We start from the raw sequence: 23,098 nt of genomic DNA, 5'->3' as shown, positions 1-23,098 counted from the left end.
CCTGCTGAAAAATGAAAAGCCTTGCCGGAAATGACAAGGCTTTAAATGTTATAAGGAAATACCAAACGTTGAATGTAAAAGATTTGTATATTGTTCTTCTGTAAGTGATTCTTTAAGTTTCTTGCCTTGCTTTATTATAGTGAGGCTATCTTTCGTTAATGAAGCATGCCCATCATGAGTTAGCTTTACTATTAAAGGGACTTTATTGAAAGGTGATTTCTCGTGCTCTACAATAATTTTTTGCGCTGCATTTACCTTTGTTTCATTCACTTCTTCTAAGTAAAATGCATAGCCTACTGTCCAATCATCTGTAGAAGATTGATCTAGAAACTCATTGTTTTTGCGCATTTCTAAAATATAATTACCTTTTTCAGTCGTTTCTTTACGAATACGATAATCGCCGGTTACAGAATGAACAACTTTACCTGAGAATGGAACAGGGGCAAGAGGTAAATATGATCCGAAACCTACTTCAATTAAGTAAAGTTCATTTTGATGTTGTAAAACAGTTGCGATGTGTCCTGAATCAACAGCCCATATCGAATTTGCAGCGTTATAAACTGTTCCTGAAACGAGATGAACATCGAATTCAGAGTCTTTAAGGAAGTAATACATAGTGGGATTTAATTCATAGCAAAGTCCACCACGGTTGTTTAATAAAATTTTCTGTTGAAGGCTGTCTTTTGAGATTTCAGTAAAAGTATTTTGAAGAATATTTAAATTTTCAAAAGGGACGGCTTGTGCCATCGCGTACATAATATCATTTACATCATCGAATGAAACAGATTCTTTTTCTTGTATATATAATCTAGTGAAAAATTGTTTTTGAAAGTCTGTCATATAAATCCCTCCGTAATATGTTCTACAAACTAATTGTATGTAATTTTGTACGAGAAAACATCTACAATAAGTCGGGGGACTAGTCTGTAAATGTGCGTACGACTAAAGCATGACACCTTTACTTCTTGCAAAACATATAGTATGATGATTTCATTAAAATTAGATTTCAATGACTATAATATAAATTAATGAGAGGTGCTTTTTGTGAGTGCGGTAGGTACTAAATAGGAAAAATTTAATGAAATAAATCAGATAAGACCAGGGGATTTTTATGTAAATCATACCCCTAATTTTGTCATGGATTTATTTCGATACCTATGAAGATACCTACAATACTTTATAAAGCGTGTGATAAAGGGGTTGCCATATACTTTTTTAATGGCTTATTTCCTTATACGTTATTACACTTGCCTTGTAAATGTAAAAGCTGCGGTATCCCCGCAGCTTTTTTGTATATAATTTTAATGTATAAAAATGGAAATTGGATAATGTAGAGCTCATTGGAATCTAATGAGTAGGTATCTTCATTTATGATAAGAATCAATCATAGTGAGGAGAAACAAAATGAATACGATGACTTTTGAAAAGTTACAATATAACGAATTAAAGGAAATAGTGAAATCATATTGTGTAAGTGGATTAGGAAAAGAATTATTAAATAAATTAGAGCCGAGTACGAGTATAAAAGTAGTGAGAAATCGCTTAAATGAAACGACAGAAGCACGGGCTATATTAGATGCAGAAGGGCATGTGCCTTTCTTCGGAATTTCTAATATCGCTAGTACAATTCAAAAATTAGAAAAAGGGATGATTTTAGATCCAGAAGAATTAGTGAGTGTTTCAGACTTTTTACGTGGATGTAGAAAGATTAAAAAATTTATGCTGGATAAAGAATTTTTTGCGCCAGTATTAGCTTCTTATGCAAATTCAATGACTGAATTTAAAAGTATTGAAGAGGAAATTAACTTTTCAATAAAAGGAAATAGTATTGATGCAGCTGCTAGTAAAGAGTTAAAAAGAATTCGAAATAATATCGATTCTGTAGATGGAAAAATAAAAGAACGTTTAACGAAGTTTTTAAATAATAGTGCAAATAAGAAATATATTCAGGAGTTCTTTATTAGTAAAAAGGATGATAGATATACGATTCCAATTAAATCTTCATATAAAAATCAAGTTGCGGGAAGTATTGTTGAAGTATCTGCAAAAGGTTCTACTGTATTTATAGAACCACATACGGTTACAAAGTTAAATGTAGAATTGGCTAGTTTAAAAGCAGAAGAAGCGATGGAAGAGTATCAAATTTTAGCGACATTATCAGGAATGGTACTAGAAAACATTTATCAAATAAAAATTAATATGGAACTTATTAGCCAATATGATATGGTATTTGCGAAAGCGAAGTTTAGTAAATCTATCGATGGAATAGAACCGAAGTTAAACGATCATGGCCACATTCATTTAGTGAATTGTAAGCATCCACTTTTAACAGGGAAAGTTGTACCGTTAAATTTCGAAATCGGTCAAGAATATCGCAGTTTAATTATTACTGGGCCGAATGCAGGCGGGAAAACAATTGTGCTAAAAACAATCGGATTGTTAACATTAGCGACAATGTCAGGCCTTCATATTGCCGGAGATAAAGAAACAGAAATTGCTATTTTCGAAAACGTGTTTGTAGACATTGGTGATAATCAAAGTATCGAAAATGCACTGAGTACATTTTCATCTCATATGAAAAATCTTTCTGAGATCATGAGGTTATCAAATAATAATACGCTACTATTATTTGATGAAATAGGAAGCGGTACGGAACCGAATGAAGGTGCGGCGCTTGCGATATCTATTTTAGAAGAATTTTATCTTGCAGGATGTATTACAATTGCGAGTACGCATTACGGTGAAATTAAACGATTTTCAGAAATGCATAGTGATTTTATGAACGCAGCAATGCAGTTTAATAGTGAGACGTTAGAGCCGCTTTATAGATTAGTTATCGGTAAATCTGGTGAAAGTAATGCACTTTGGATTGCAAATAAAATGAACGTAAAAGAACATGTATTGCAAAGAGCGAAAGAGTATATGGGAAATAAAGAGTATCGTTTAGAGCGAGTGAATGAAAGTAAAATTAGAAAACCGAAATTCGTGCAAGAAAAAAGAGAAGAGCACTATGAATACAAAAAAGGGGACCGTGTGAAATTATTAGATCATAACGACTTCGGAATCGTCTATAAGGAAAAAGATAATTTCTATAATGTCGTTGTATATTATAACGGTGAATTTATGGAAGTGAATGTGAAACGTATTACTTTAGAGGTAGCAGCGAAGGAATTATACCCAGAAGGATACGATTTAAATACGTTATTTGTCGATTATAAAGAAAGAAAAATGCAGCATGATCTAGAGCGCGGATCGAAAAAAGCACTTCGTAAAATTGAAAAAGAAATTAGAAAGAATAGAGGATAATATAGAATGGTAACGATTAGACAAGAACAACAAAACGATTATAGCAAAACAGAAGAAGTTGTAAAACAAGCATTTTTAAATGAAGAATTTAGCGATAAAACAGAACATGAACTTGTTAGTCGTATTAGAAAATGTGATGCGTTTATTCCTGAATTATCAATCGTTGCGGTAGATAAAGAAATAGTTGGTCACATTATGTTATCAAAAATTACGATAGAACAGGATGGAACTTCTGTAGAATCATTAGCACTTGCACCAGTTTCAGTTGCCCCAAGCCATCAGAAGAAAGGAATTGGTGGAAAGCTTATCGCAGCTGCTATAGAAAAAGCGAAAGAACTTGGGTATGGATCAGTTGTTGTGTTAGGATATCAAGAGTACTATCCGAGATTCGGTTTTAAGAAAGCAAGTGATTGGAATATAAAAGCGCCATTTGAAGTGCCGGATGAAGTGTTTATGGCAATGGAATTAAGAGAGAATGCTCTTCAAGGTGTTGAAGGAGTTGTACAATATTCGGAAGCTTTTTCTGGATAAGAATAGCCATTAAGGTAAAGGAAATATAATCATAAAAGACGCTATCTTTTTGTAGGAATATACAGAAAGGATGGCGTCTTTTTTATGAAGAGGATCCGCTTACGTATGTTTTGCTCTATGGATAATCGAGATGTTAAAATTGATATAGAAACCTAAGGGGAGAGAATAATATGAAGAAGCAAGCAACTGATAGTAATGTATTAAATGAAAATAAAGATAATCAAGTTACGTTATATGTTACAAGACACGGTAAAACTATATTAAATGCTAATCATCGCGTGCAAGGTTGGGCAGATTCTCCATTAGTAGAAAAAGGCGTTGAAGTTGCCGAAAACTTAGGAACTGGATTAAAAGATATTCATTTTACTAGAGTATATAGTAGTGATAGCGGTCGAGCGATTGAAACTGCTAATTTAGTATTAAAATATAATGTGCAATCAAAGTTAAAGCTTGAGAAAAGAAAAGATTTACGTGAATTGAACTTTGGTACTTTTGAAGGTGAAAAAGTTGAAATTATGTGGGATGCTATCGGAAAAGCTGCGGGTGTTACATCAGCAGACGAACTCATGAAGTATTCTGTTGAAGAAGTTATTAATCTGATTAGGGCAGCAGATCCTACAAAACAGGCGGAAGATTGGGAAGTATTTTCTACTCGCATAAAAAAAGAGATTAACAAAATTAGTGAAGAAGCTGCTAAAAATGGTGGTGGTAACGTTTTAGTTGTAGTTCATGGACTAATGATTACCACATTAATAGAAATGCTAGATCGTAGCAAAACAAAACTTGGAGTAGAAAATGCTAGTGTGACGAAGATTTTATATCAAGATGGAATATACACCGTCGAATCGGTTGGAGATATGAGTTATGTTGAAAAAGGAAAAGAAAGCGTGGAAATATAATAATATCTCAATTAGAAATAAGAAAAGGAGGCTAGAAAAATCTAGCTTCCTTTTTTAGTTGGGACGATTATGGGATTAATAAAATCTTTCCAGTGCTTTTACGGCTTTCTAATAATTCATGTGCACGTGCACCGTCTTGTAAAGAGAATGTAGTAGGACTTGCGATTGTTACTTTCCCAGTTGTAATCCATTCGAATAGCTGAGAGGAACGTTCTTTGCGCTCTTCGTAAGATGTAAGTACATTCCAAAGGTCTCCGCCAGTTAAAGTTTTTGAAGTATCCATAAGCATACGTGGATCAACTAGCGCAGGATTACCTCCAGCCATTCCGTAAAATACGACAGTACCACCAGTTTTAGTAGCCTTAAAGCTGTCTTCTAATGTAGAACCTACTGATTCATACACAACATTTACCCCGGCACCATTAGTCACTTCAAGTGCATTCGTATGCCATGCCTCTGTATATAAAAATACGTGATCGGCACCAGCTAACGTTGCTATCTTTGCTTTTTCTTTTGATGACGTTAGACCGATCACTTTTCCGCCTTGTAGTTTAATCATTTGAACGAGAAGTTGACCAACACCACCAGCTGCAGCGTGTACTAAAGCTGTATCACCTTGTTTTATTTGATAGCTATCTTTCGTTAAATAATGTGCAGTTAATCCTTGTAATAGTACAGAAGCGGCTGTTTCAAAAGAAATAGAATCTGGAAGTGGAATTGCTTTTTCTGAAGGAACGGCAACTAATTCTGCATTTGCAAATGGGACATCAGCAAATGCAATGCGGTCTCCAGGATTGATTGTAGTAACGCCGGCTCCTACTTTTTCAACAATACCAGCCCCTTCATAACCTAATATATAAGGCGGGTTGCCCGCGAGATGATAATCGCCACGGCGTCTATAAATATCAGCGAAATTTAAGCCAATTGCTTTCGTACGAACAAGGATTTCATTTGGATTTATGATTGGATCAGGTATTTCTTTATATTGTAGTACATTAGCGTCTCCGAATGTTTCGAAACAAAGTGCTTTCATATGGAATACCTCCATTTATATTGTTTGTATATATTTTTTATCATACAATACAAATATCAATAGACAAAGAGGATTATTTCGATGGAATCAATCGGGAATTTCGATTGAAAAGAGGGATGATAAATGGAGATAAAACAATTAATTACATTTAAAGTAGCTGCAGAAAGCTTGAATTTTACCCAAACTGCGAAGAAATTAAACTTTGCCCAATCGAGCGTAACAGCACAAATTAAAACGTTAGAGGCTGAGCTCGGTACGCCATTGTTTGAGAGATTAGGAAAACGTCTTTTCTTAACTGAAGCGGGGAGGAAGTTTCAATTATATGCGGATAAGATGATTGCGCTCAGTAACGAAGCGAAAATGGCTGTGAAAGATGATGAGGAAATAGCAGGTACGTTAATAATTGGTGCGCAAGAAAGTCAATGTACATACAGGCTTCCTTCCATATTAAAAAGGTTTAAAGCACAATCCCCTCAAATAAAGCTTATATTTAAACCTGCTCATTCCAATAAAGATGCGAAGGAACAACTGATGGAGGGGAAAGTAGATCTTGTATTTATTTTGGACGAATGTAAAACAGAAGATGTTTTACATGTGGAGCCACTTATGAAAGAAGAATTAAAAGTAGTAGCTGCTCCGGGGCATCGTTTACTTGAACAACCTTCCGTTTCTACAAAAGATTTAGAGAGTGAAACACTTTTATTAACAGAACTAGGTTGCTCGTATCGAACTTTATTTGAAGATCTATTTCGTGCTGAAGATGTATACCCAGCAAATAAGATTGAGTTTGTTAGTGTCGAGGCAATTAAACAATGTGTCATTGCAGATTTAGGTATAGCCGTTTTACCGGCAATAGTAGTAGAAAAGGATATACGAGAGGGGACGATAAAGGAGTTAGTTTTAAAGGATTCAATCTCTCCAATCTATACACAAATCGCTTGGCATAAAGATAAATGGATGACAGCTCCTTTACAACAATTTATTGATGTAACGAGGGAGTTTTTTACAACGAATTAAGTGGAGAAATATATGTTTTATATGAAAGAAAAAATGGCACTTTTGTATAGAGAGAACCGATGCTTGAATGAAACAAGTATCGGTTTTTTATAGCATATTTTTATAATCACTTTTGAGTATTGACATAATAATTTCATCCGAGTACGTATCGTTATAAAATAAGGATTGACGTAAGGTTCCTTCTTTTACAAACCCAACCTTTTCATAAGCTTTAATTCCACGTAAATTATGGCTAAATACTTCTAACTGTAAACGATTTAATGTGAGTTGCTCAAAAACAAACTTTAGAACTATTTTTATAGCTTCAGTTCCGTATCCCTTTCCTGTTAATGAAATAGAAATCATCGATATTCTGAATACTGCTTTTTGGTTCTCCTCATCGATATTTAAAATCGACAACTCTCCAATCATTTCGTCAGTGCCTTTTAGACAAATAGCGAAATCATAGCGACTTGAATCATTATTTATATTATCTATATGTGTCCTAATTTGCTCCAATGAAAAAGTAGGTTTGGTTCCAGTCATATATCGTATTTCTTTATCCGTTGTACTTTCTAATATAACGGGCGCGTCTAGTTCACAAAGAGGCCTTAAATAAATTCTTTCACTCTCTAATCTCATTATAAATTTCTCCTTAAGGTTAGTAATTAAATATATAAACATTCTTGCTCTAAATGGGATGAAAGGTTTATTTCACTACATCATTTTTATGAACGGTTAAACTTATTTCAATATTACATAGATTTTATAATGGCATGGTATACCTAAAACAAATAATAAATGTTTTATACACAATAAAATGAACTATCCAATTTTTTGCTAATACTATTATTATTGCTTTTCATTCCGTTTTTAAATGAACATGAATTTTTTATAGATATTTTTAGTGGGAAATAAGCATTTCCTACTAATTTGCATCGCAGTTAAACAATAATTAAATAACGTTATTGTCACTTTACAAGAGCATGTTTTGAGAACCCATCAAAACATGCTCTTTCTTTTTGTTCGTTTATCCCGTATTAACGGATAGTGAGACTCCAACTTCGAACCTTGACTGTAGGTGGGAGTAGACCTATCCATAAAAAACTGATAAATTATGGAGGTTTCTTTAATTTTTGGGATAATTTAGCATAAATGATTTTCAGATCTCTAAATTTATGCTCTAATTAAAATAAAGGAGGCAAGTAAATGGGGAATGAGATTAAACGATATGTAATATGCACTTTTATATTTACATGGATACTATGGGGGTTATTAATTAGCTTAATAAAATTAAACATTACGACATTTGGTACACCGTTAGCGATGATATTATTTGTTTTCGGAGGAAACATGCCGGCAATCATTGCAATTAGTTTAAAGAAAAAATATGGATCAAAAGAAGAATTCAGAGTGTTTATTAAAAATATTGTTAATTCTGGGCATCACTTTGTATGGTATGTTCTAATCGTTGTTCTAGCTTTTATTAGCTGTTATCTTCCAACGATATTTGGTGGAGCAACGATGCAAAAACCATTATACGTGGCATTACTTAGTTTTCCAATAATGATCATTGGTGGCGGACTTGAAGAAATTGGATGGAGAGGGTTCTTACAACCTGCCCTTCAGAAAAGGTTTTCGGCATTTTTTAGTACGGTTATTGTGAGCGTTATATGGGCTATTTGGCACTGGCCGTTATGGTTTATTCCAGGTACGAATCAAACTCAAAGGGATTTTATAGCCTTTATAATTACGACAATTGCCGTATCTTTCTTATTCACTACAATTTTTAATGCAACTAAAAGTATTTTTATGTGTCTAATTTTTCATGCGCTTCTTAATTCTTTTTGGAGTGTGTACGTGCCAAATGATAAAGTTTTACCAGCATTTTCAACTTTTATTTTCGGAATTTTTGTTTTTATTGTGTATAAAGTGGTAATAAGAAGAAAAAAACTCTTATTGATTAGGTAACTGAAATAATAAAAGGAAACATATTAATATATTTTTTTATGGATATGAAACTAAGCAATAAGAACACGACACAAACATAATTAAAATATAATACAAGTTTGTGCCGCAAGAAAATTTACAAAACTATAAAACAATATTAAAAGTAATGAAGGGGCTTGTCACTTACATAAATAATGTTAGCGACAGTTATAGTAGTTCATTTTTTAGAAACATTGAACTAACTAAGGTCTGTGTCGGGAGGATTGAATCCAAGGTGACGAGCCATCGATACAATTTGTCCTTTATGATGAAACTCATGTGTTTCCGTATGAGTTAAAAGCCATAGCGGAGTTGTACTCCAAGGTCCTTTTTGCCATTTTACTTCATTTGCTATATTTTCGAGCCAACGGTCATTGTATTCATCTAAAAAGCGTTGTACAGTCTCATCTACTAACTTAAATCTAGCGCGAACCTTTTCGACATTTGCATGTTCAATTTCATAATCGCTAGCAAATGAAAAATCTGCTCGTTTTTGCTTAAATGCGAATGATCCGAGCCAGTATCGATAGCAATCAGCTACATGAATATGAGTTTTTATAATGCTACCGTTTCCGAAATTCGGAACTGTGCTGTGCAATTTTTCTAATGGGATTTCTTCTAAAAACGTAAATAGAGTTTCTCTTGTAGAACTAATAAGATTATATTGTTGTTTTAAAACATCTAGCATGCAATTACACTCCTCTTTTGTTTACTGAAATGTTTGTACGGTAAGTAATTCTATATTTACGAGGGTTGTACCTTTTTATCGTATTGCCGGAGTGCGCTAAGCATATTAAGTGTATTTCTTAATTGTTTCTGGTAGATTTATAAATAAATTGTATATAAAAAAGGGGAACGATAGAGTGAATAGAATAGTTGGTTTGAAACAATTTGAAATTACACGTGGAGCATTAATTAAATTTATGGAAACGTTAGATGATAAAACTGCGGATACGCAGCCAGATGGCTTTAATAACACAATCCGTTGGCATATCGGTCACGTGTTAAGTGCAGCAGAAACTTTCATGTTTGGAAGAGAGTTTAAACACTTACCAACTGAATATCCAGGTATGTTTGGATATGGATCAAGACCATCTAAATGGGAAACAGAAGGGCCATCATTAGAAGTGTTAACGTCTCAATTAAAAGAACAAGCAGAGCGTATTAATGCAATTCCAGAAGAAGCATTTGAAAATAAACTTCCAGAGCCATTTTTAGGGTTGGAAACAGTAGGAGAGCTTTACGGTATGATGCTTTATCATGAAGCGGATCATATTGGTCAAATGAAAGCGATGGAACGTATTATTAAAGCTCTATAGATTTGAAAAAGCAAAAAAAACGAAATCCGTCTAGGATTTCGTTTTTTTATTGAGCAAGCAAAGAAAGTTAGTTGTTTATAATATGTATTTATATAATAAGCATTATCCCCTTGACTGCTTCAAATGCTTGAGCTGCGTAACAATCATAATACTAATGACAACGAGTAAAAACCATGAGCTAATTTTACTAAGGTGAACGAGATTCCATGCCTCCCGTTGATTTGGATATTGCCACGCCCCGAAAAATGTTGCGATGTTTTCTGCAATCCAAATAAAGAATCCAATAAGGAAAAATGAGAGTACGAGCGGCATTTTATATGTAACTCCTTGTAACGAAAATTCTACAAATGTGCGAAAGAATACAATGAATAAAAGTAAGGTTAATACCCATCTAAAGTCATATAGAAAATGATGTGTGAAAAAATTGAAGTAAATCATAGCTCCTAACGGTATTGCAAAAATAGCCCTCGGCCAATTATACATTTGTAAATGCAATCTTCTCCACGCTTGGCATATGTAACTTGCGACACTCGCATACATAAAACCACTGTAAAGCGGAACACCTAAAACTTTTGAATACGCCTCTTCAGGATAACTCCATGATCCAAAGTGCACTTTATATATTTCTAGTAAAAGTCCAATCAAATGAAAAACAGTAATTACTTTCAGCTCATCTTTCGTTTCAAGTCCGGTTTTATACATTATATATTGCATAAGAAGACATACAATGAGTATGAAGTCATAGCGATATAACCCTGGAATGGAAACGAGTTTTGATACAGCGAGTGTTAAAAAAATAACGACAGGGAACAAACAGGATAACGCTTGTTCGTAAGTAAAGTGTAGTAGTTGTTTTACATAAAACATTTTTTCACCTTCGATATACGTATTTGGAAAATTAAAATAATAACTTAGTATACTATAAATTTGAAAATATAACACCGCGCTATTTTGCATGTATTTGTAAGTTTTAGAAGGGAATTGTAATAAGTATTTTAATATTTTAACAAAGTAAAAAAATAGTTTGCTATTTAAAAAAAGTGGGGATATAATATCTAAATGAAAATGATAATTATTATCAATAATGATTATAAATAAAAAATTATTATAAAAAACAACTGAATATAAAGGATGAAATGAAACATGTTACATAAGTCTACTGTACATGCTGGCAATAATCGCTGGATACATATTAAGTTCGTATGTTTTATGAGCTTAACAATTTTATGTTTAATTGGGTCTATATTTTTAGCTATTGCATTCGGTGCAAAGGATATTCATTTACAAATGGTGTGGGCAGCGGTTTTTGATTACAATCCAAAATTAACGCAGCATCAAATTATTTATGAATTAAGGCTCCCGAGGGTAATTGGCGCGGCAGTTGTAGGAGCTGCTTTTGCAGTCGCTGGGGCTGTTATGCAAGGGGTAACACGAAACCCTTTAGCTGATGCAGGTGTACTCGGAATAAATGCTGGTGCGATGTTTGTAGTAGCACTTAGTTTTGCTTTTTTCCCGCATATGCCGTATTCCTATTTAATGATTGTCTCCTTTATGGGAGCTGTTTTAAGTACAGTACTCATTTTTATTATCGGATCGGCAACATCAGGTGGGTTAACACCGATGAGGCTAACGATTGCAGGAGCAGTTATGGCAGCGCTTTTACATTCGTTAAGTTCAGGTATCGCGATTTATTATGATCTAAGCCAAGATTTAGCGTTTTGGTACGCTGGTGGTGTTGCAGGAGTAAAGTGGGACCACTTGAAATTTTTAGTGCCTATTATTCTCATAACGATTGTTTTTGCGACAGTGCTAGGGCGGTCTATTTCACTTATATCAATGGGGGATGATGTTGCTACGAATTTAGGAGTAAAAACGAACCGAACGAGAATACTTGGGATGATTATAGTAGTCATTCTTGCAGGTGTATCTGTTTCAGCTGTTGGTTCCATTGGGTTTGTAGGACTTGTAATTCCGCACATCGCTAGAAAATTAGTAGGTGTTAATTATCGGCTTATTATTCCTATGTCAGCATTATTAGGTGCTATGTTATTAGTTTTAGCTGATTTAGGGGCAAGAACAGTAAATCCTCCTAAAGAACTTGCGATAGGAATTATGGTAGCTCTTGTTGGGGTTCCGTTCTTCCTCTATATAGCACGTAAAGTTGGGAGGGAGCTATAAGTGAAAGATCTTTTTAACACGGATAAAAAGAGGGCTATTACTGTAACTACAATTTTCGGATGTATAAGTATCGCTGTAATTTTGATTAGCTTAAATACGGGGACGCTGAGTATTGCACCGCTCAAAGTGATTCAAACGCTTTTTGGTTATGGTGATTTTGAGAGTGCAACCGTGCTATACGATTATCGTATGCCAAGAATTATAATCACAATGTTAGCAGGTATCGGCCTTGGAGTTTCCGGTGCGATTTTGCAAGGATTATCTCGTAATGTACTCGCAGATCCAGGTATTCTTGGACTGCATTCAGGTGCATCTTTCGGGCTTATTGTATTCGTTACTCTCTTTCATTCTATTAATGAGAGCGCATCAATTTTAATACCGTTATTTACATTTGGCGGAGGAGTGCTTGCTGCATTTCTTATTATTATACTTGCGAGTGACCGGTCAAAAGGTTTACTTCCCATTAGACTTATTCTCGTTGGTATTGCAGTTTCAGCTGGATTTAGTGCGATTTCGTTATTTTTCTCTCTCAAGTTAAATGATGAGACGTATACGTTCGCTTCTAGATGGCTAGTTGGTAACGTGTGGGGAAGAGATTGGATTCATGTCCTTGCGCTATTACCTTGGATTTTTATACTAACTCCGTACGCGTGGCTAAAATCTAAAACGTTAAATGCACTGTCACTAGGTGATAGTGTAGCGGCAGGACTTGGTGTTTCTGTTCAAAAAGAACGTTTATTACTTTTAGCTACAGCGGTTGGATTATCTTGCGCAAGTGTATCGATGGCAGGAGGGATTGGCTTTATTGGCTTAGTGTCTCCACATATCGCAAGAAAGTTAGTAGGTACTACATATCAACATTCCCTTCCGTTAGCTGGCATAATTGGAATGATTATTTTAGTACTCGCAGATACGATAGGTCGATCTTTATTCGAGCCAAATTCTATTCCAGCGGGTGTAGTAGTAGCGGCTTTAGGAGCACCGTATTTTCTTTATTTACTTACAAAAACAAAATAAACACTTCAAAGAGGAGAACATATGAAAAAGAAACTTACTATTTTATTTAGCATTATGTGTATTTTAGTATTATCAGCATGTGGTCAAACGAAATCTAGTGAAGAGGCAACTAAAAAAACTGAAAAAAGTAATGATCCAAAAATTGCTTCTATGTCTATTCATTTAACGAATGATTTACTTGCATTAGGAATTACACCAGTAGGTTCTGTTATTGGTGGAGATTTAAAAGATTTCTTACCACACGCGAAAGAGCAGTTGAAAGATACGAAGAAACTCGGTGTTGTAACAGATCCAAATATGGAAGCATTGCTTCAATTAAAGCCATCTGAAATTTATGTTGATGAAAAATATGCTGGCAAAGATTTAGCGAAATACGAAAAGATTGCAAAAACACATGCTTTCAATTTAGATGAAGGTACGTGGAGAGATCATTTAAAAGAAGTTGGTAAGCTTGTAAACCGTGAGAAAGAAGCAGATAAATATATTCAAGGCTATGAAGAGCAATCAAAACGAGTAAAAAGTTTAATAGATAAAGAACTAGGTAATAACGAAAAAGTAATGGCAATTCGCGTTACTGCAAAAGAATTACGTGTATTTAGTACGAAAAGACCGATGGGACCAATTTTATTCCAAGACTTAGGATTACAACCCGCAAATGGTGTAGAGAAAATTGATGGAAACCGTCCTTTCGAAGTCATTTCACAAGAAGTATTACCTGACTTTGACGCAGATGCGATTTTCGTTGTCGTAAATAGAGACGATAAAGCAAAAGCAGCATTTAAACAACTACAAGAAACACCAATTTGGAAAGACTTAAAAGCTGTTAAAGGTAAGCACGTATACATTATTAATGACCAACCATGGCTTGACTATTCGGCTTTAGGAAACAAAATGGCAATGGATGAAGCAGAGAAAATGTTTACGAAGTAATATCGTCTTGTTGTTAGGAAGGCCCTCTAAATTTGGAGGGTCTTTTTATCATTGTTATTGTTAGAATAAACAAAAAATATACAATGAAGTCGATCTTTTTTATTTTGTGAATTTTTGAGAATAAGAGATTTTCGATTAGAATATGATATTAAAATCGAAGCGAGTGTAAAAAATTACAATTATGAAAGAGGTGTTTAAAGATGGAGCAAGATGAGATTTATTTACGAGCTAAAAAAAGGGTGGAGAATTTAAAAGCATTTTACGTTCATTTAACGCTCTATATACTAGTTAATCTGATGCTTTTTTTAATAAATGTAATCTCTGATTCAAGTAAATTATGGTTTTTATATCCACTTGGAGGTTGGGGAATAGGTATTGTTATACATGGTTTGACAACTCTTCCATTAGGGATATTCAGAAAAGAATGGGAAGAACGAAAGATTAAAGAATATATGGAGAAAGATAAGTAAATCTTTTTCTTTCATATCTTTCTTGCATGGGGCGTTTCCTCCAAAAAGATTTTTTAATGTAAATAATATTATATTCTTGTTTCAAGCACGTAAAAAGGTCGCAAAATGGCAATGGATGAAGCAGAGAAAATGTTTACAAAATAATATCGTTTCGTTGCTAGGAAAGGCCCTCTAAATTTGAGGGTCTTTTTATTGTTATTATTGTTAGAATAAATAAAAAACTATACAATAAAGTTAATTCAATGTAGAGGAGATGTGCCAATGTCAGCGCTTATTGTAAGTATCCTGTTCATACAACAGTTCAAAGGACAAGGGGATAAATAGGTTAGAATAATTATCCCCGCTATTTAAAAAAAGGGGAGTTTCAAATGACAATGAATCTTTTTCAAGATAAAACAATTAAATTATCAGCTATTAGAGGAACTGATGCTGAAGTAATGGCTGTGTGGCAAGAGGATAGTGAGTATTTAAGAAATGTAGATACAGACTTAGCATTCCCGCAATCTTTACATGAAATATCAACTGATGAGCTATTAAAGGGGCGGAGATCAAATAGTATTTCTTTCATGTTAAGAACGGTTCAAGATGATCGTTTAATTGGTTTTGTTGCAATTCATGGCATAGAGTGGAATAACAGAACAGGTTTATTAGCAATTGGAATAGGAGATGCAAATGATAGGGGAAAAGGATATGGAAGAGAAGCAATACATCTTATTTTAAGGTATGCTTTCTATGAAATGAATTTACACCGGGTCGGCCTCGACGTTATTTCTTATAATAAAGCAGCCATTGCACTGTATAAACAGATGGGTTTTCAGATGGAAGGGTGTATGAGAGAAGCAGTTCAGCGAGATGGAAAGTGCTTTGATCGTATGATTATGGGGATATTACGGGATGAATGGATAGAGCTGCAAGATTAAAAATACATTCCATATTATATATGTAGTATGCAGGAGATATAACAATAATTGGCGAATTTTTACAGTGTACTGATTGAACTTATAAGGAGTTATGCAAAATGAACTTAGAAAAAGCAAAACCAGTAAATGAAGAGGTCGCTGAATTAAAAGAACTAATTAAAGAATTGCACGGAAGTGTACACCAACTTCAAAGTGAAGTGCAGCAACTAAGGCACGAAAGACCAGTTGTTGAAGTGAGAAAAGGTGTTCAATTATCGCCAGCAATTATCGGACAAATTGGTGGGATTATTTTAGGTGGATTAGCAATTATAGGTATATTTTGGTGATGGAAAAAGGTATGCGGCGTAGTGCTGCATACCTTTTTGTATTGTTTGAAAGTTTTTCGTCATTTGTTGGTAAGTAAATAGCATGTCCTTTACATTAAGTAACGTAAATATATGTAAACATGTGATAATAATAATGCGATGATTGTTAGTGGTAAGCCGATTTTTAAGAAGTCCATATAAGAAAATCCATGTCCTTCACGTTTTGCAATACCAGCAACGACTACGTTTGCTGATGCTCCAATTAACGTTCCGTTTCCTCCTAAGCAAGCTCCAAGAGATAACGCCCACCATAGTACTTCGATTTGCGGAGAATCGACAGATAGTCCGAGTCCTGTAGCTAAATCTTGAATAAGAGGGATCATCGTTGCGACAAATGGGATATTGTCAATTGTCGCAGATGCGATGCCAGATACCCATAAGATAAGTATAGCAGCGAAACCGATATCACCATTTGTTACGTTAAGTACTTCTTTTGCGAGTGAAGAAATAAGTCCGATATCAATTAACCCGCCAACGAGAACGAATAGTCCAGCGAAGAAGAAAATTGTTACCCATTCAACGTGAGCAAATATATCTTCTATTTCATGTTCTTTCGCGCCGATTAACATAAGAAGTGTAGCACCTGTCATCGCAATAACTGCAGCGTCTACATGAATAATAGAATGAAGTACAAAGCCTAAAATGGTTAGTCCTAAAATCGTAATGGATTTTAAAAGGAGGCTTTGATCCTTAATGTAATCCTTTTCATTTAATGCCATTAGTTTTTCGATTTGCTCAGATGTCGTTTTTAGTTTGTTACGATACATGAAGTAAATAATTCCTAATGTAACGATAGAAATAATAAGTACGATTGGAGCTAAGTTTAATAAAAAGGCATTAAAGTCTAAATGCTTATTAGCCGATCCAATCATAATGTTCGGTGGATCACCGATTAGTGTTGCTGTGCCGCCTATATTTGAAAATAGTACTTCTGAAATCAAATAAGGCACAGGATTTACTTTTAAAATACGTGTAATGGATAGTGTAACAGGCACGATTAATAATACGGTCGTTACGTTGTCCAAAAATGCAGAACCGACAGCGGTTAATAGGGATAGTAATAATAAAATGCGGATCGGTTTTCCGCCAGCTGCTTTTGCTGCTTTAATGGCTACAAATTCAAATACGCCTGATTGACTCGTAATATGTACGAGAATCATCATCCCGATTAAAAGAGTGATTGTTTCCCATTGAATATGTGATGTGAAAGCAGTATGTAAATCTACGATTCCAAAAATAATCATAATAGCAGCACCGAATAGTGCGATTACAGCACGATTCAATTTCTCAGAAATAATAAAACCGTATGTGACTAAAAATACGGCAATTGCAAAATAATATTGCCAATTTGCTACTTCATGTACTGAATGTTCCAAGCATGTCACCTTCTTTAAATTATGTATTCAATTGTCGAAATGTATCCCTCTACATAAAATATATTGTAGCAAATTCAAAAAAGAAAGAAAACTGTTTAACAAAGTGAAAGAAAAAATGATGATTTTACATATCATATAAAAAATAAAAAAAACACAGTGCAAATTATTAGGAAAAGTGAGCGTTGTCCTCTAATATAGAGATAGCAATTTACATTATTTTTGCGTAAAATGGTCTAAAGAGGTGAATTCCGATGGAAATAGTAAAAGATAGTTCTCTTATTCAAAATGAAATTGAACGTTTTGTAAATAAAGATGTATATATTCATTTAGAAACGACGAACGGGGCGTATGCATCACACATAAATGAAAAGATGATGACAGTTGGTGCTTTCATTCGAAATGCAATTATCCGCTTTGAACGCGGGAAGATAACTGGAACAAACCCATACCGAGTTGGTCTGAAAATGGATCACGGATGGGTATATGCTGAAGGTATTACGCATTGGGAAGTAGATGATCAAGAGCGTTTATTACTAGCTGGACATGATAATTTAGGCCGCCTAGCAGTTGCGCTTGAATTAAGCTTAACGCCATTTAAATAAGAAGGAGGGGAAAAGAATGGAGAGACATGTACTTGTTGTATTTCCGCATCCAGATGATGAAGCATTTGCTGCGGGAGGAACAATTCGCTTATTAACAGATCAAGGAGTACCTGTAACGTATGCATGTGGTACTCTTGGACAAATGGGACGTAACATGGGTAAGAATGTATTCGCTAACCGTGAAACGATTCCAAATATCCGTGAAAAAGAATTAAAAGATGCATGTGAAGCGATGGGGATTCAAGATTTAAGAATGCTCGGTTTCCATGATAAAACGTTAGAATTTGAAGATGTTGATTTCGTTGCAGACAAAATTGAAGCAATCATTCAAGAAGTAAATCCATCTCGAATTATTACATTTTATCCTGAGCACGGTGTACATCCAGACCATGATGCATTTGGCCGTGCTGTAGTTCGCGCTGTATCACGTATGCCAAAAGAAGAGCGACCAGTCATTCATGCAGTTGCAATTACAAAAAATCGTGAAGCTGTACTAGGTGAACCGGATGTTGTAAATAATATTAGTGAAGTATTTGAACATAAGTTAGCTGCACTAGGCGCGCACCGTTCACAAACAGAAGCAATGCTTGAAGACACGCATGCAAAAATAAAAAATAAAGATGCAGCAACATTAAAATGGCTGCAACTTGAACAATTTTGGACTTATAAATGGGAGTAGGCTAGAAGGATACCTTCTAGTAGCTCTTACATAGAAAAAGCGCCGTCACTTGTGATGGCGCTTTTTCTTGTTGAAGTGTGGTGTGTTATGTTTGTTGATTAGTCAATCCATAATCTTTAAGGTACGAATGTATGTATATCCCTGTATCTGGTGAATTATCATGATTGGCTCAAGAAGTTCAAAGCTGCTTATGCCTGTGCTATCATTTTTCAGATTAACCATGATTTTAGCTACAAGGGTGCTGTCTCATCCGTGAACTAGCCTACTTTTCGGACAACCTCTTTTTGTGTGCTATTTTTTCGTACTAGCCAAATACATTAGCATGTGGAATTTTTCGTCTATTACATGATAATCAAAATAAGGTCCTGGATCTGTACAGTAACCGATATTTTCACTTTGCATGATTTGAAATCCGTTGACTGATAAATTTTCTTCTAAGTATTTTGGATATAAAATACGCTTGTGGGAATTTGGATATAAGGATGAAATATTTTTCAAGGATTTGGCCGAGCTATCATAATACGAGTATCCGCCGACAATTGTTGAACTGCTATGTAAATAGTTTTTTAGAACGTGAATTGGGAACTTCGGATTGAGCAGTGAAAAATCAGTTACTGAAAAACTATCCACAAAAACATCGATGCTAAGCGGTTTTAATGGCAGATTTAAATCAGAATTCAAAATATAAAGGACACGTGGTTTCGGATTCATACGCTCAATTCTGTTTCTAACCTTCTTGAGCATCGCAAGCGAATAGCCACTGAATACATAGGACGCGCTCGTTTCAAGAACATCGATATATTTGGGTAGTGACACAAAAGCGTCAACGTTTGTTTCCACGATTAATTTGTTTTTCAAATCTATATTTTGTAGAACTTTTTGAAACTGAAAATTAATTTTTTCAAATAAGTTAATCATTTTGGGATTGATCTCTTTAATCGTTTCTTTATCGTAAAAATAAGATGGATAAGGGGACGTCTCGTACAAGTTTGCGGTAATGATAATACCATCCTCGATAGCTGCCTCATATCCACAGGAACAAGTTAAACTCCCCGTGTGAATGTAAACTTTTTTAATCGTTACATCTTTCATTTCAAGTGGAATGTGGCACTTCGGACAATAGAGCAGATCTACAAAGGAAAGTGGGATCCCTGTAAGATTCTCTTCTTCAGATGAAGGCGAGCTAGTTTGAACCGCTTTTTCAATTAATTGGATGGCTTTTGATATGTCTTCTTTTTTCTTGGCCAGCTCGTTCTTTTTATCAATGAGCAAGTTGTTGTAGTAGTCGATATCCTCATGATCCGAGAAGTTTGTGACACGCCGATACGATAAAATTCGTTGGATTTCTAGCAATGAAAAATGAAATTTTTTTAGCTCAGTAATAAAAGTCATGTCGTCGAAGCACAATTGGTTCATTTGATACTGAGTGTTTTTTTTGTCTGGTATTAATAATCCAAGTTCAATGTAATAACGAACGGTATCAGTCGTAACATGAAAAAGCTTTGCAAATGTACCAATCTTCATAGATGTCCCCCCGATGAAAAAAAGTGGAGTTACTCCACTTTTTTCGCAAAATGAATTCAAAAACCCCTCAAATGGCTATTGACTTGGAGGAAGCTCCAAGTCATATTATTAATTCAATAAGTGTGAATATTTTGAATATTTTTTGTCTGTATTGTAACATACATGTCACGAAAGGAGAAGGATTAGCTATGGATAAGATGGATCGAATGGATACTCTCTCATTGTGGACAGCGACTGCAAACAGCTATGACAAAGGAAAACTTCTTGAAGGAAATGAAGAGGCGGATGTTGTCATTATTGGTGCAGGTTTCACAGGTCTTTCTTCTGCATATCATTTGCAAAAATTAGGGAAGAGTGTCATTGTCCTGGAGCAGGAAACAATCGGATATGGCGCGAGCGGTCGTAACGGCGGAATGGTATTACCAGGCTATAAACCAACGATGCAGGAGCTTGCCAAGAAGTATGGTGACGACGAGGCGAGACAACTTAACGATCTTTCTCTGCTAAGTGTTGAACTGGTTAAAAACATCATCGACGAGCATCAAATCAACTGTAACTTTAGAAAGACAGGTCACATTGTGGCGGCTTACAAAGCGAAGCATTTTGAAGGATTGAAACATGAAAGCGAATATTTAAACAAAAATTTTGGATACGAATCAAGCGTGCTTAATCGAAGTCAGTTGCATCAAGAAATCGATTCCCCGCAATATTATGGTTGCCTAGTCGACGACTCGAGTTACTCGTTCCAACCACTGAATTATGCAATTGGTTTGGGAGAAGCAGCTAAATCGATCGGTGCAAAAATCTTTGAGCATTCAAAAGCATTATCTATTGAGTACGGTCGAAACAGTGTGAAAGTTGTAACAAAAAAAGGTACTGTTACTGCGAAAGACATTATTGTTGCTACAGATGGTTACTCCGGAAAAATCATGACTGAATTGAATAAAGGCGTACTGCCAATTTCGGCACGTATTATTGCTACTGAACAGCTTCCAGAATCACTGGTGAATACCGTCATTCCTAAAGATCGCATGGTTTTTGATACAAGCAGTTTCCTTTACTATTTCAGACGTACACCAGATAATCGGATCGTATTTGGCGGTGGTGACATTCGTCCAAACTTAGGCGATGGCGTGTATCAAAGTGTTTACGATGCCATGGTTAAAATAATGCCAAAACTAGCAGGAAGCAAGATTGATTACAGGTGGGGTGGATTTATCGGCGTGACAATTGATACGTTCCCGGTTATCGGCAGATCCAAAGAAGGCGCATATTTCGCAACGGGTTATACGGGCCACGGCGCGTCTCTCTCAACATTGTTTGGTAAGTTATTGGCACAATGGATCACAACGGGGAGTGCAGGTGGATATCGATTTGAAAAGGAACGCCTCAAATCATTCCCGTTCTATAATCAGAAAACGATGCTGGTCAATATAGCACATATTGGTTTCAAACTAGTAGATATTATTGCATAAAGGAGAGGTGTTTATGGAAATTAACATGTTCATTGACGGGAAATGGGTAGAAGCGTTATCCGGTGATAGACGAAACATTATTAACCCTGCAACCGGAGAGGTTATCGCAACGTCTGCTCATGGATCAGCAGACGATGCGAAGATAGCAATTAAGGCAGCTCGTAAAGCATTTGACAGCGGAATATGGTCGAATTTATCGGCGGATGAAAGAGCTGACTATTTATATAAAATTGCAGACCGTCTTGAAGAGAAGACAGCTGAAATTGCACGTTTGGAAACTGCAAATAACGGTAAAGTTATTCGTGCAACAACCTATGTAGATATCCCGGTATCGATTGAATGCTTCCGCTATTATGCAGACTTGATTAAAGGTATGAAGAAGGAATCTTACACTCGTGCTGATTCTTCGGAAACAATTATTATTCATGAACCGATTGGTGTTTGTGGACTTATTGTACCTTGGAACTTCCCACTTATGCTGGCCGTTTGGCAAATTGCTCCGGCACTTGCCGCAGGGAATACAATTGTAATTAAACCTGCTGATGTCACTCCTGTAAGCGTATACAAATTGTTTGAAATTATCGAAGAAGTTGGGCTTCCTGACGGAGTGGCAAACTTAGTATTGGGACCTGGCTCAAAGGTTGGGAATGAGCTTGCAGAGAGCCATGATGTTGATAAAGTTGCCTTTACCGGTGGAACAACAACAGGCCAAAGTATTATGCGCGCAGCTGCTGGCAATATGAAAAAAATCACACTTGAACTAGGTGGTAAATCTCCACTTATTGTGTTCGACGATGTGGATTTTGAAACCGCAGTTGATAATGCGATGTTTGGTATTTTCCACAATGCTGGGCAAGTTTGTTCAGCGGCATCTCGTTTGCTTGTACAAGAGACTATTTACGATAAGTTTGTTGAAAGATTGGCCGAGCGTGCGAACAAAATTGTAGTTGGCAACGGAGAAAATGAGAACATTGAAATGGGAGCTCTCACAAACGAATCTCATATGAATGAAGTGTTACATTATATCCAGAGAGGAATCGAAGAAGGTGCAAAATTAGTTTGCGGTGGTCAGCGCTTAACAGAAAATGGGCTTGATCGAGGATTTTTCATCGCACCAACAATATTTGCTGATGTAAATGCGAATATGTGTATTGTTAAGGAAGAGATTTTTGGCCCAGTCCTTGTTGTACAGAAATTTAAAGATGAGGAAGATGCGATCCAAAAAGCGAATGATTCCATTTATGGATTAGCCGGTGCTGTATTTACTGAAGATATGGACCGAGCGAAACGTGTTATTAGTAAATTACGTGCGGGAATTACTTGGATTAATAGTTATCATCTTGCTTATGTGGAAGGTCCTTGGGGCGGGTATAAGCAAAGTGGAATCGGCAGGGCGTTAGGTACTGTTGGGCTGGAGCATTTTATGGAAACGAAGCAAATCAATATCCACCAGCATGCCAAGCCTGTAGGTTGGTATGCGAATTAATTG

At 35.4% G+C, this 23,098-nt stretch carries 23 protein-coding genes; 16 read left to right on the top strand and 7 right to left on the bottom strand.

All coding sequences use genetic code 11. The features are described from left to right. Nucleotides 1-48: 48 nt before the first annotated feature. Complete coding sequence (locus ACTFQM_RS12705) at nucleotides 49-840, bottom strand: arylamine N-acetyltransferase family protein (protein WP_440034623.1); 792 nt, start codon at nucleotides 838-840, stop codon at nucleotides 49-51. Between the two features lie 564 nt (nucleotides 841-1,404). On the opposite strand from ACTFQM_RS12705, the gene ACTFQM_RS12700 reads away from it, so the two are divergent. The 3 genes from ACTFQM_RS12700 (at nucleotide 1,405) to ACTFQM_RS12690 (ending at nucleotide 4,736) form a co-directional block, all read left to right on the top strand. Further along, nucleotides 1,405-3,306 carry an endonuclease MutS2 gene (locus ACTFQM_RS12700; protein WP_440034620.1) on the top strand — a complete coding sequence of 634 codons (1,902 nt, stop codon included), beginning with the start codon at nucleotides 1,405-1,407 and terminating at the stop codon, nucleotides 3,304-3,306. 6 nt (nucleotides 3,307-3,312) lie between these two features. Beyond that, nucleotides 3,313-3,837: a GNAT family N-acetyltransferase gene (locus ACTFQM_RS12695; RefSeq protein WP_440034618.1), complete on the top strand. Its 525-nt coding sequence runs from the start codon at nucleotides 3,313-3,315 to the stop codon at nucleotides 3,835-3,837. A 170-nt stretch (nucleotides 3,838-4,007) separates the two neighbouring features. Next, nucleotides 4,008-4,736 (top strand): histidine phosphatase family protein, encoded by a 729-nt coding sequence (locus tag ACTFQM_RS12690; protein WP_440034617.1) that lies wholly within the window; start codon nucleotides 4,008-4,010, stop codon nucleotides 4,734-4,736. A 67-nt stretch (nucleotides 4,737-4,803) separates the two neighbouring features. Here the strand turns inward: ACTFQM_RS12690 and ACTFQM_RS12685 are convergent, their stop codons facing one another. After that, entirely contained in the window at nucleotides 4,804-5,769 is a 966-nt protein-coding gene (locus ACTFQM_RS12685; RefSeq protein WP_440034616.1) for a quinone oxidoreductase family protein, read from the bottom strand. A gap of 123 nt (nucleotides 5,770-5,892) precedes the next feature. Here ACTFQM_RS12685 and ACTFQM_RS12680 point away from each other — a divergent pair, with 123 nt between their 5' ends. Beyond that, nucleotides 5,893-6,786, top strand: a complete 894-nt coding sequence (locus tag ACTFQM_RS12680) for a LysR family transcriptional regulator (RefSeq protein WP_440034614.1) — start codon at nucleotides 5,893-5,895, stop codon at nucleotides 6,784-6,786. An 87-nt stretch (nucleotides 6,787-6,873) separates the two neighbouring features. On the opposite strand, the gene ACTFQM_RS12675 is transcribed toward ACTFQM_RS12680, so the two are convergent. Beyond that, nucleotides 6,874-7,407: a GNAT family N-acetyltransferase gene (locus tag ACTFQM_RS12675; protein ID WP_440034612.1), complete on the bottom strand. Its 534-nt coding sequence runs from the start codon at nucleotides 7,405-7,407 to the stop codon at nucleotides 6,874-6,876. 567 nt (nucleotides 7,408-7,974) lie between these two features. Here ACTFQM_RS12675 and ACTFQM_RS12670 point away from each other — a divergent pair. Then, nucleotides 7,975-8,736, top strand: coding sequence for a CPBP family intramembrane glutamic endopeptidase (locus tag ACTFQM_RS12670; RefSeq protein ID WP_328061665.1), 762 nt, complete (start codon nucleotides 7,975-7,977; stop codon nucleotides 8,734-8,736). Nucleotides 8,737-8,953: 217 nt separating this feature from the next. Here ACTFQM_RS12670 and ACTFQM_RS12665 read toward each other — a convergent pair whose 3' ends face one another. After that, nucleotides 8,954-9,442 carry a DinB family protein gene (locus ACTFQM_RS12665; protein WP_440034610.1) on the bottom strand — a complete coding sequence of 163 codons (489 nt, stop codon included), beginning with the start codon at nucleotides 9,440-9,442 and terminating at the stop codon, nucleotides 8,954-8,956. A 175-nt stretch (nucleotides 9,443-9,617) separates the two neighbouring features. Between ACTFQM_RS12665 and ACTFQM_RS12660 the strand changes: the two genes are divergently transcribed. Next, nucleotides 9,618-10,073, top strand: coding sequence for a DinB family protein (locus ACTFQM_RS12660; protein WP_025150455.1), 456 nt, complete (start codon nucleotides 9,618-9,620; stop codon nucleotides 10,071-10,073). Nucleotides 10,074-10,175: 102 nt separating this feature from the next. Here the strand turns inward: ACTFQM_RS12660 and ACTFQM_RS12655 are convergent, their stop codons facing one another. Then, nucleotides 10,176-10,940, bottom strand: a complete 765-nt coding sequence (locus ACTFQM_RS12655) for a DUF817 domain-containing protein (protein WP_025150456.1) — start codon at nucleotides 10,938-10,940, stop codon at nucleotides 10,176-10,178. Between the two features lie 276 nt (nucleotides 10,941-11,216). Between ACTFQM_RS12655 and ACTFQM_RS12650 the strand changes: the two genes are divergently transcribed. The 6 genes from ACTFQM_RS12650 (at nucleotide 11,217) to ACTFQM_RS12625 (ending at nucleotide 15,914) form a co-directional block, all read left to right on the top strand. Further along, entirely contained in the window at nucleotides 11,217-12,251 is a 1,035-nt protein-coding gene (locus ACTFQM_RS12650; RefSeq protein WP_440034608.1) for a FecCD family ABC transporter permease, read from the top strand. Next, the gene (locus ACTFQM_RS12645; RefSeq protein ID WP_440034606.1) at nucleotides 12,252-13,268 is read left to right on the top strand and encodes a FecCD family ABC transporter permease; all 1,017 of its coding nucleotides are present in this window, start codon (nucleotides 12,252-12,254) and stop codon (nucleotides 13,266-13,268) included. It begins immediately after the preceding gene. A 21-nt stretch (nucleotides 13,269-13,289) separates the two neighbouring features. Then, nucleotides 13,290-14,198, top strand: a complete 909-nt coding sequence (locus tag ACTFQM_RS12640; RefSeq protein WP_440034604.1) for an iron-hydroxamate ABC transporter substrate-binding protein — start codon at nucleotides 13,290-13,292, stop codon at nucleotides 14,196-14,198. A 200-nt stretch (nucleotides 14,199-14,398) separates the two neighbouring features. Then, nucleotides 14,399-14,668, top strand: a complete 270-nt coding sequence (locus ACTFQM_RS12635; protein ID WP_427294714.1) for a 2TM domain-containing protein — start codon at nucleotides 14,399-14,401, stop codon at nucleotides 14,666-14,668. Nucleotides 14,669-15,036: 368 nt separating this feature from the next. Then, the gene (locus ACTFQM_RS12630) at nucleotides 15,037-15,588 is read left to right on the top strand and encodes a GNAT family N-acetyltransferase (protein WP_440034602.1); all 552 of its coding nucleotides are present in this window, start codon (nucleotides 15,037-15,039) and stop codon (nucleotides 15,586-15,588) included. Nucleotides 15,589-15,686: 98 nt separating this feature from the next. Continuing rightward, nucleotides 15,687-15,914, top strand: coding sequence for a hypothetical protein (locus ACTFQM_RS12625; protein ID WP_002172778.1), 228 nt, complete (start codon nucleotides 15,687-15,689; stop codon nucleotides 15,912-15,914). Nucleotides 15,915-16,003: 89 nt separating this feature from the next. Here the strand turns inward: ACTFQM_RS12625 and ACTFQM_RS12620 are convergent, their stop codons facing one another. Next, nucleotides 16,004-17,329: an ArsB/NhaD family transporter gene (locus tag ACTFQM_RS12620; protein ID WP_242270412.1), complete on the bottom strand. Its 1,326-nt coding sequence runs from the start codon at nucleotides 17,327-17,329 to the stop codon at nucleotides 16,004-16,006. A 251-nt stretch (nucleotides 17,330-17,580) separates the two neighbouring features. Here ACTFQM_RS12620 and ACTFQM_RS12615 point away from each other — a divergent pair, with 251 nt between their 5' ends. Both ACTFQM_RS12615 and bshB2 read left to right on the top strand, forming a co-directional pair. Further along, nucleotides 17,581-17,931 carry a YojF family protein gene (locus ACTFQM_RS12615; RefSeq protein WP_000407045.1) on the top strand — a complete coding sequence of 117 codons (351 nt, stop codon included), beginning with the start codon at nucleotides 17,581-17,583 and terminating at the stop codon, nucleotides 17,929-17,931. A gap of 16 nt (nucleotides 17,932-17,947) precedes the next feature. Continuing rightward, complete coding sequence (bshB2, locus tag ACTFQM_RS12610; protein WP_025150465.1) at nucleotides 17,948-18,610, top strand: bacillithiol biosynthesis deacetylase BshB2; 663 nt, start codon at nucleotides 17,948-17,950, stop codon at nucleotides 18,608-18,610. 291 nt (nucleotides 18,611-18,901) lie between these two features. On the opposite strand, the gene ACTFQM_RS12605 is transcribed toward bshB2, so the two are convergent. After that, a complete protein-coding gene (locus ACTFQM_RS12605) occupies nucleotides 18,902-20,134 on the bottom strand; it encodes a MerR family transcriptional regulator (protein ID WP_440034599.1) in 1,233 nt (410 codons plus the stop codon). A gap of 188 nt (nucleotides 20,135-20,322) precedes the next feature. Between ACTFQM_RS12605 and ACTFQM_RS12600 the strand changes: the two genes are divergently transcribed. Together ACTFQM_RS12600 and ACTFQM_RS12595 are read left to right on the top strand one after the other, a co-directional pair. Continuing rightward, on the top strand, nucleotides 20,323-21,609 hold the full coding sequence (locus tag ACTFQM_RS12600) for an NAD(P)/FAD-dependent oxidoreductase (protein WP_440034597.1): 1,287 nt from the start codon (nucleotides 20,323-20,325) through the stop codon (nucleotides 21,607-21,609). A gap of 13 nt (nucleotides 21,610-21,622) precedes the next feature. After that, entirely contained in the window at nucleotides 21,623-23,095 is a 1,473-nt protein-coding gene (locus ACTFQM_RS12595) for an aldehyde dehydrogenase family protein (RefSeq protein ID WP_440034595.1), read from the top strand. The last annotated feature ends 3 nt before the right edge of the window (nucleotides 23,096-23,098 follow it).

The organism is Bacillus cereus group sp. MYBK30-2, assembly GCF_051915945.1.
GTDB lineage: Bacteria > Bacillota > Bacilli > Bacillales > Bacillaceae_G > Bacillus_A > Bacillus_A paramycoides.
Note: the sequence above shows the minus strand (reverse complement) of the source record. Positions and strands in the feature narration are given on the sequence as shown.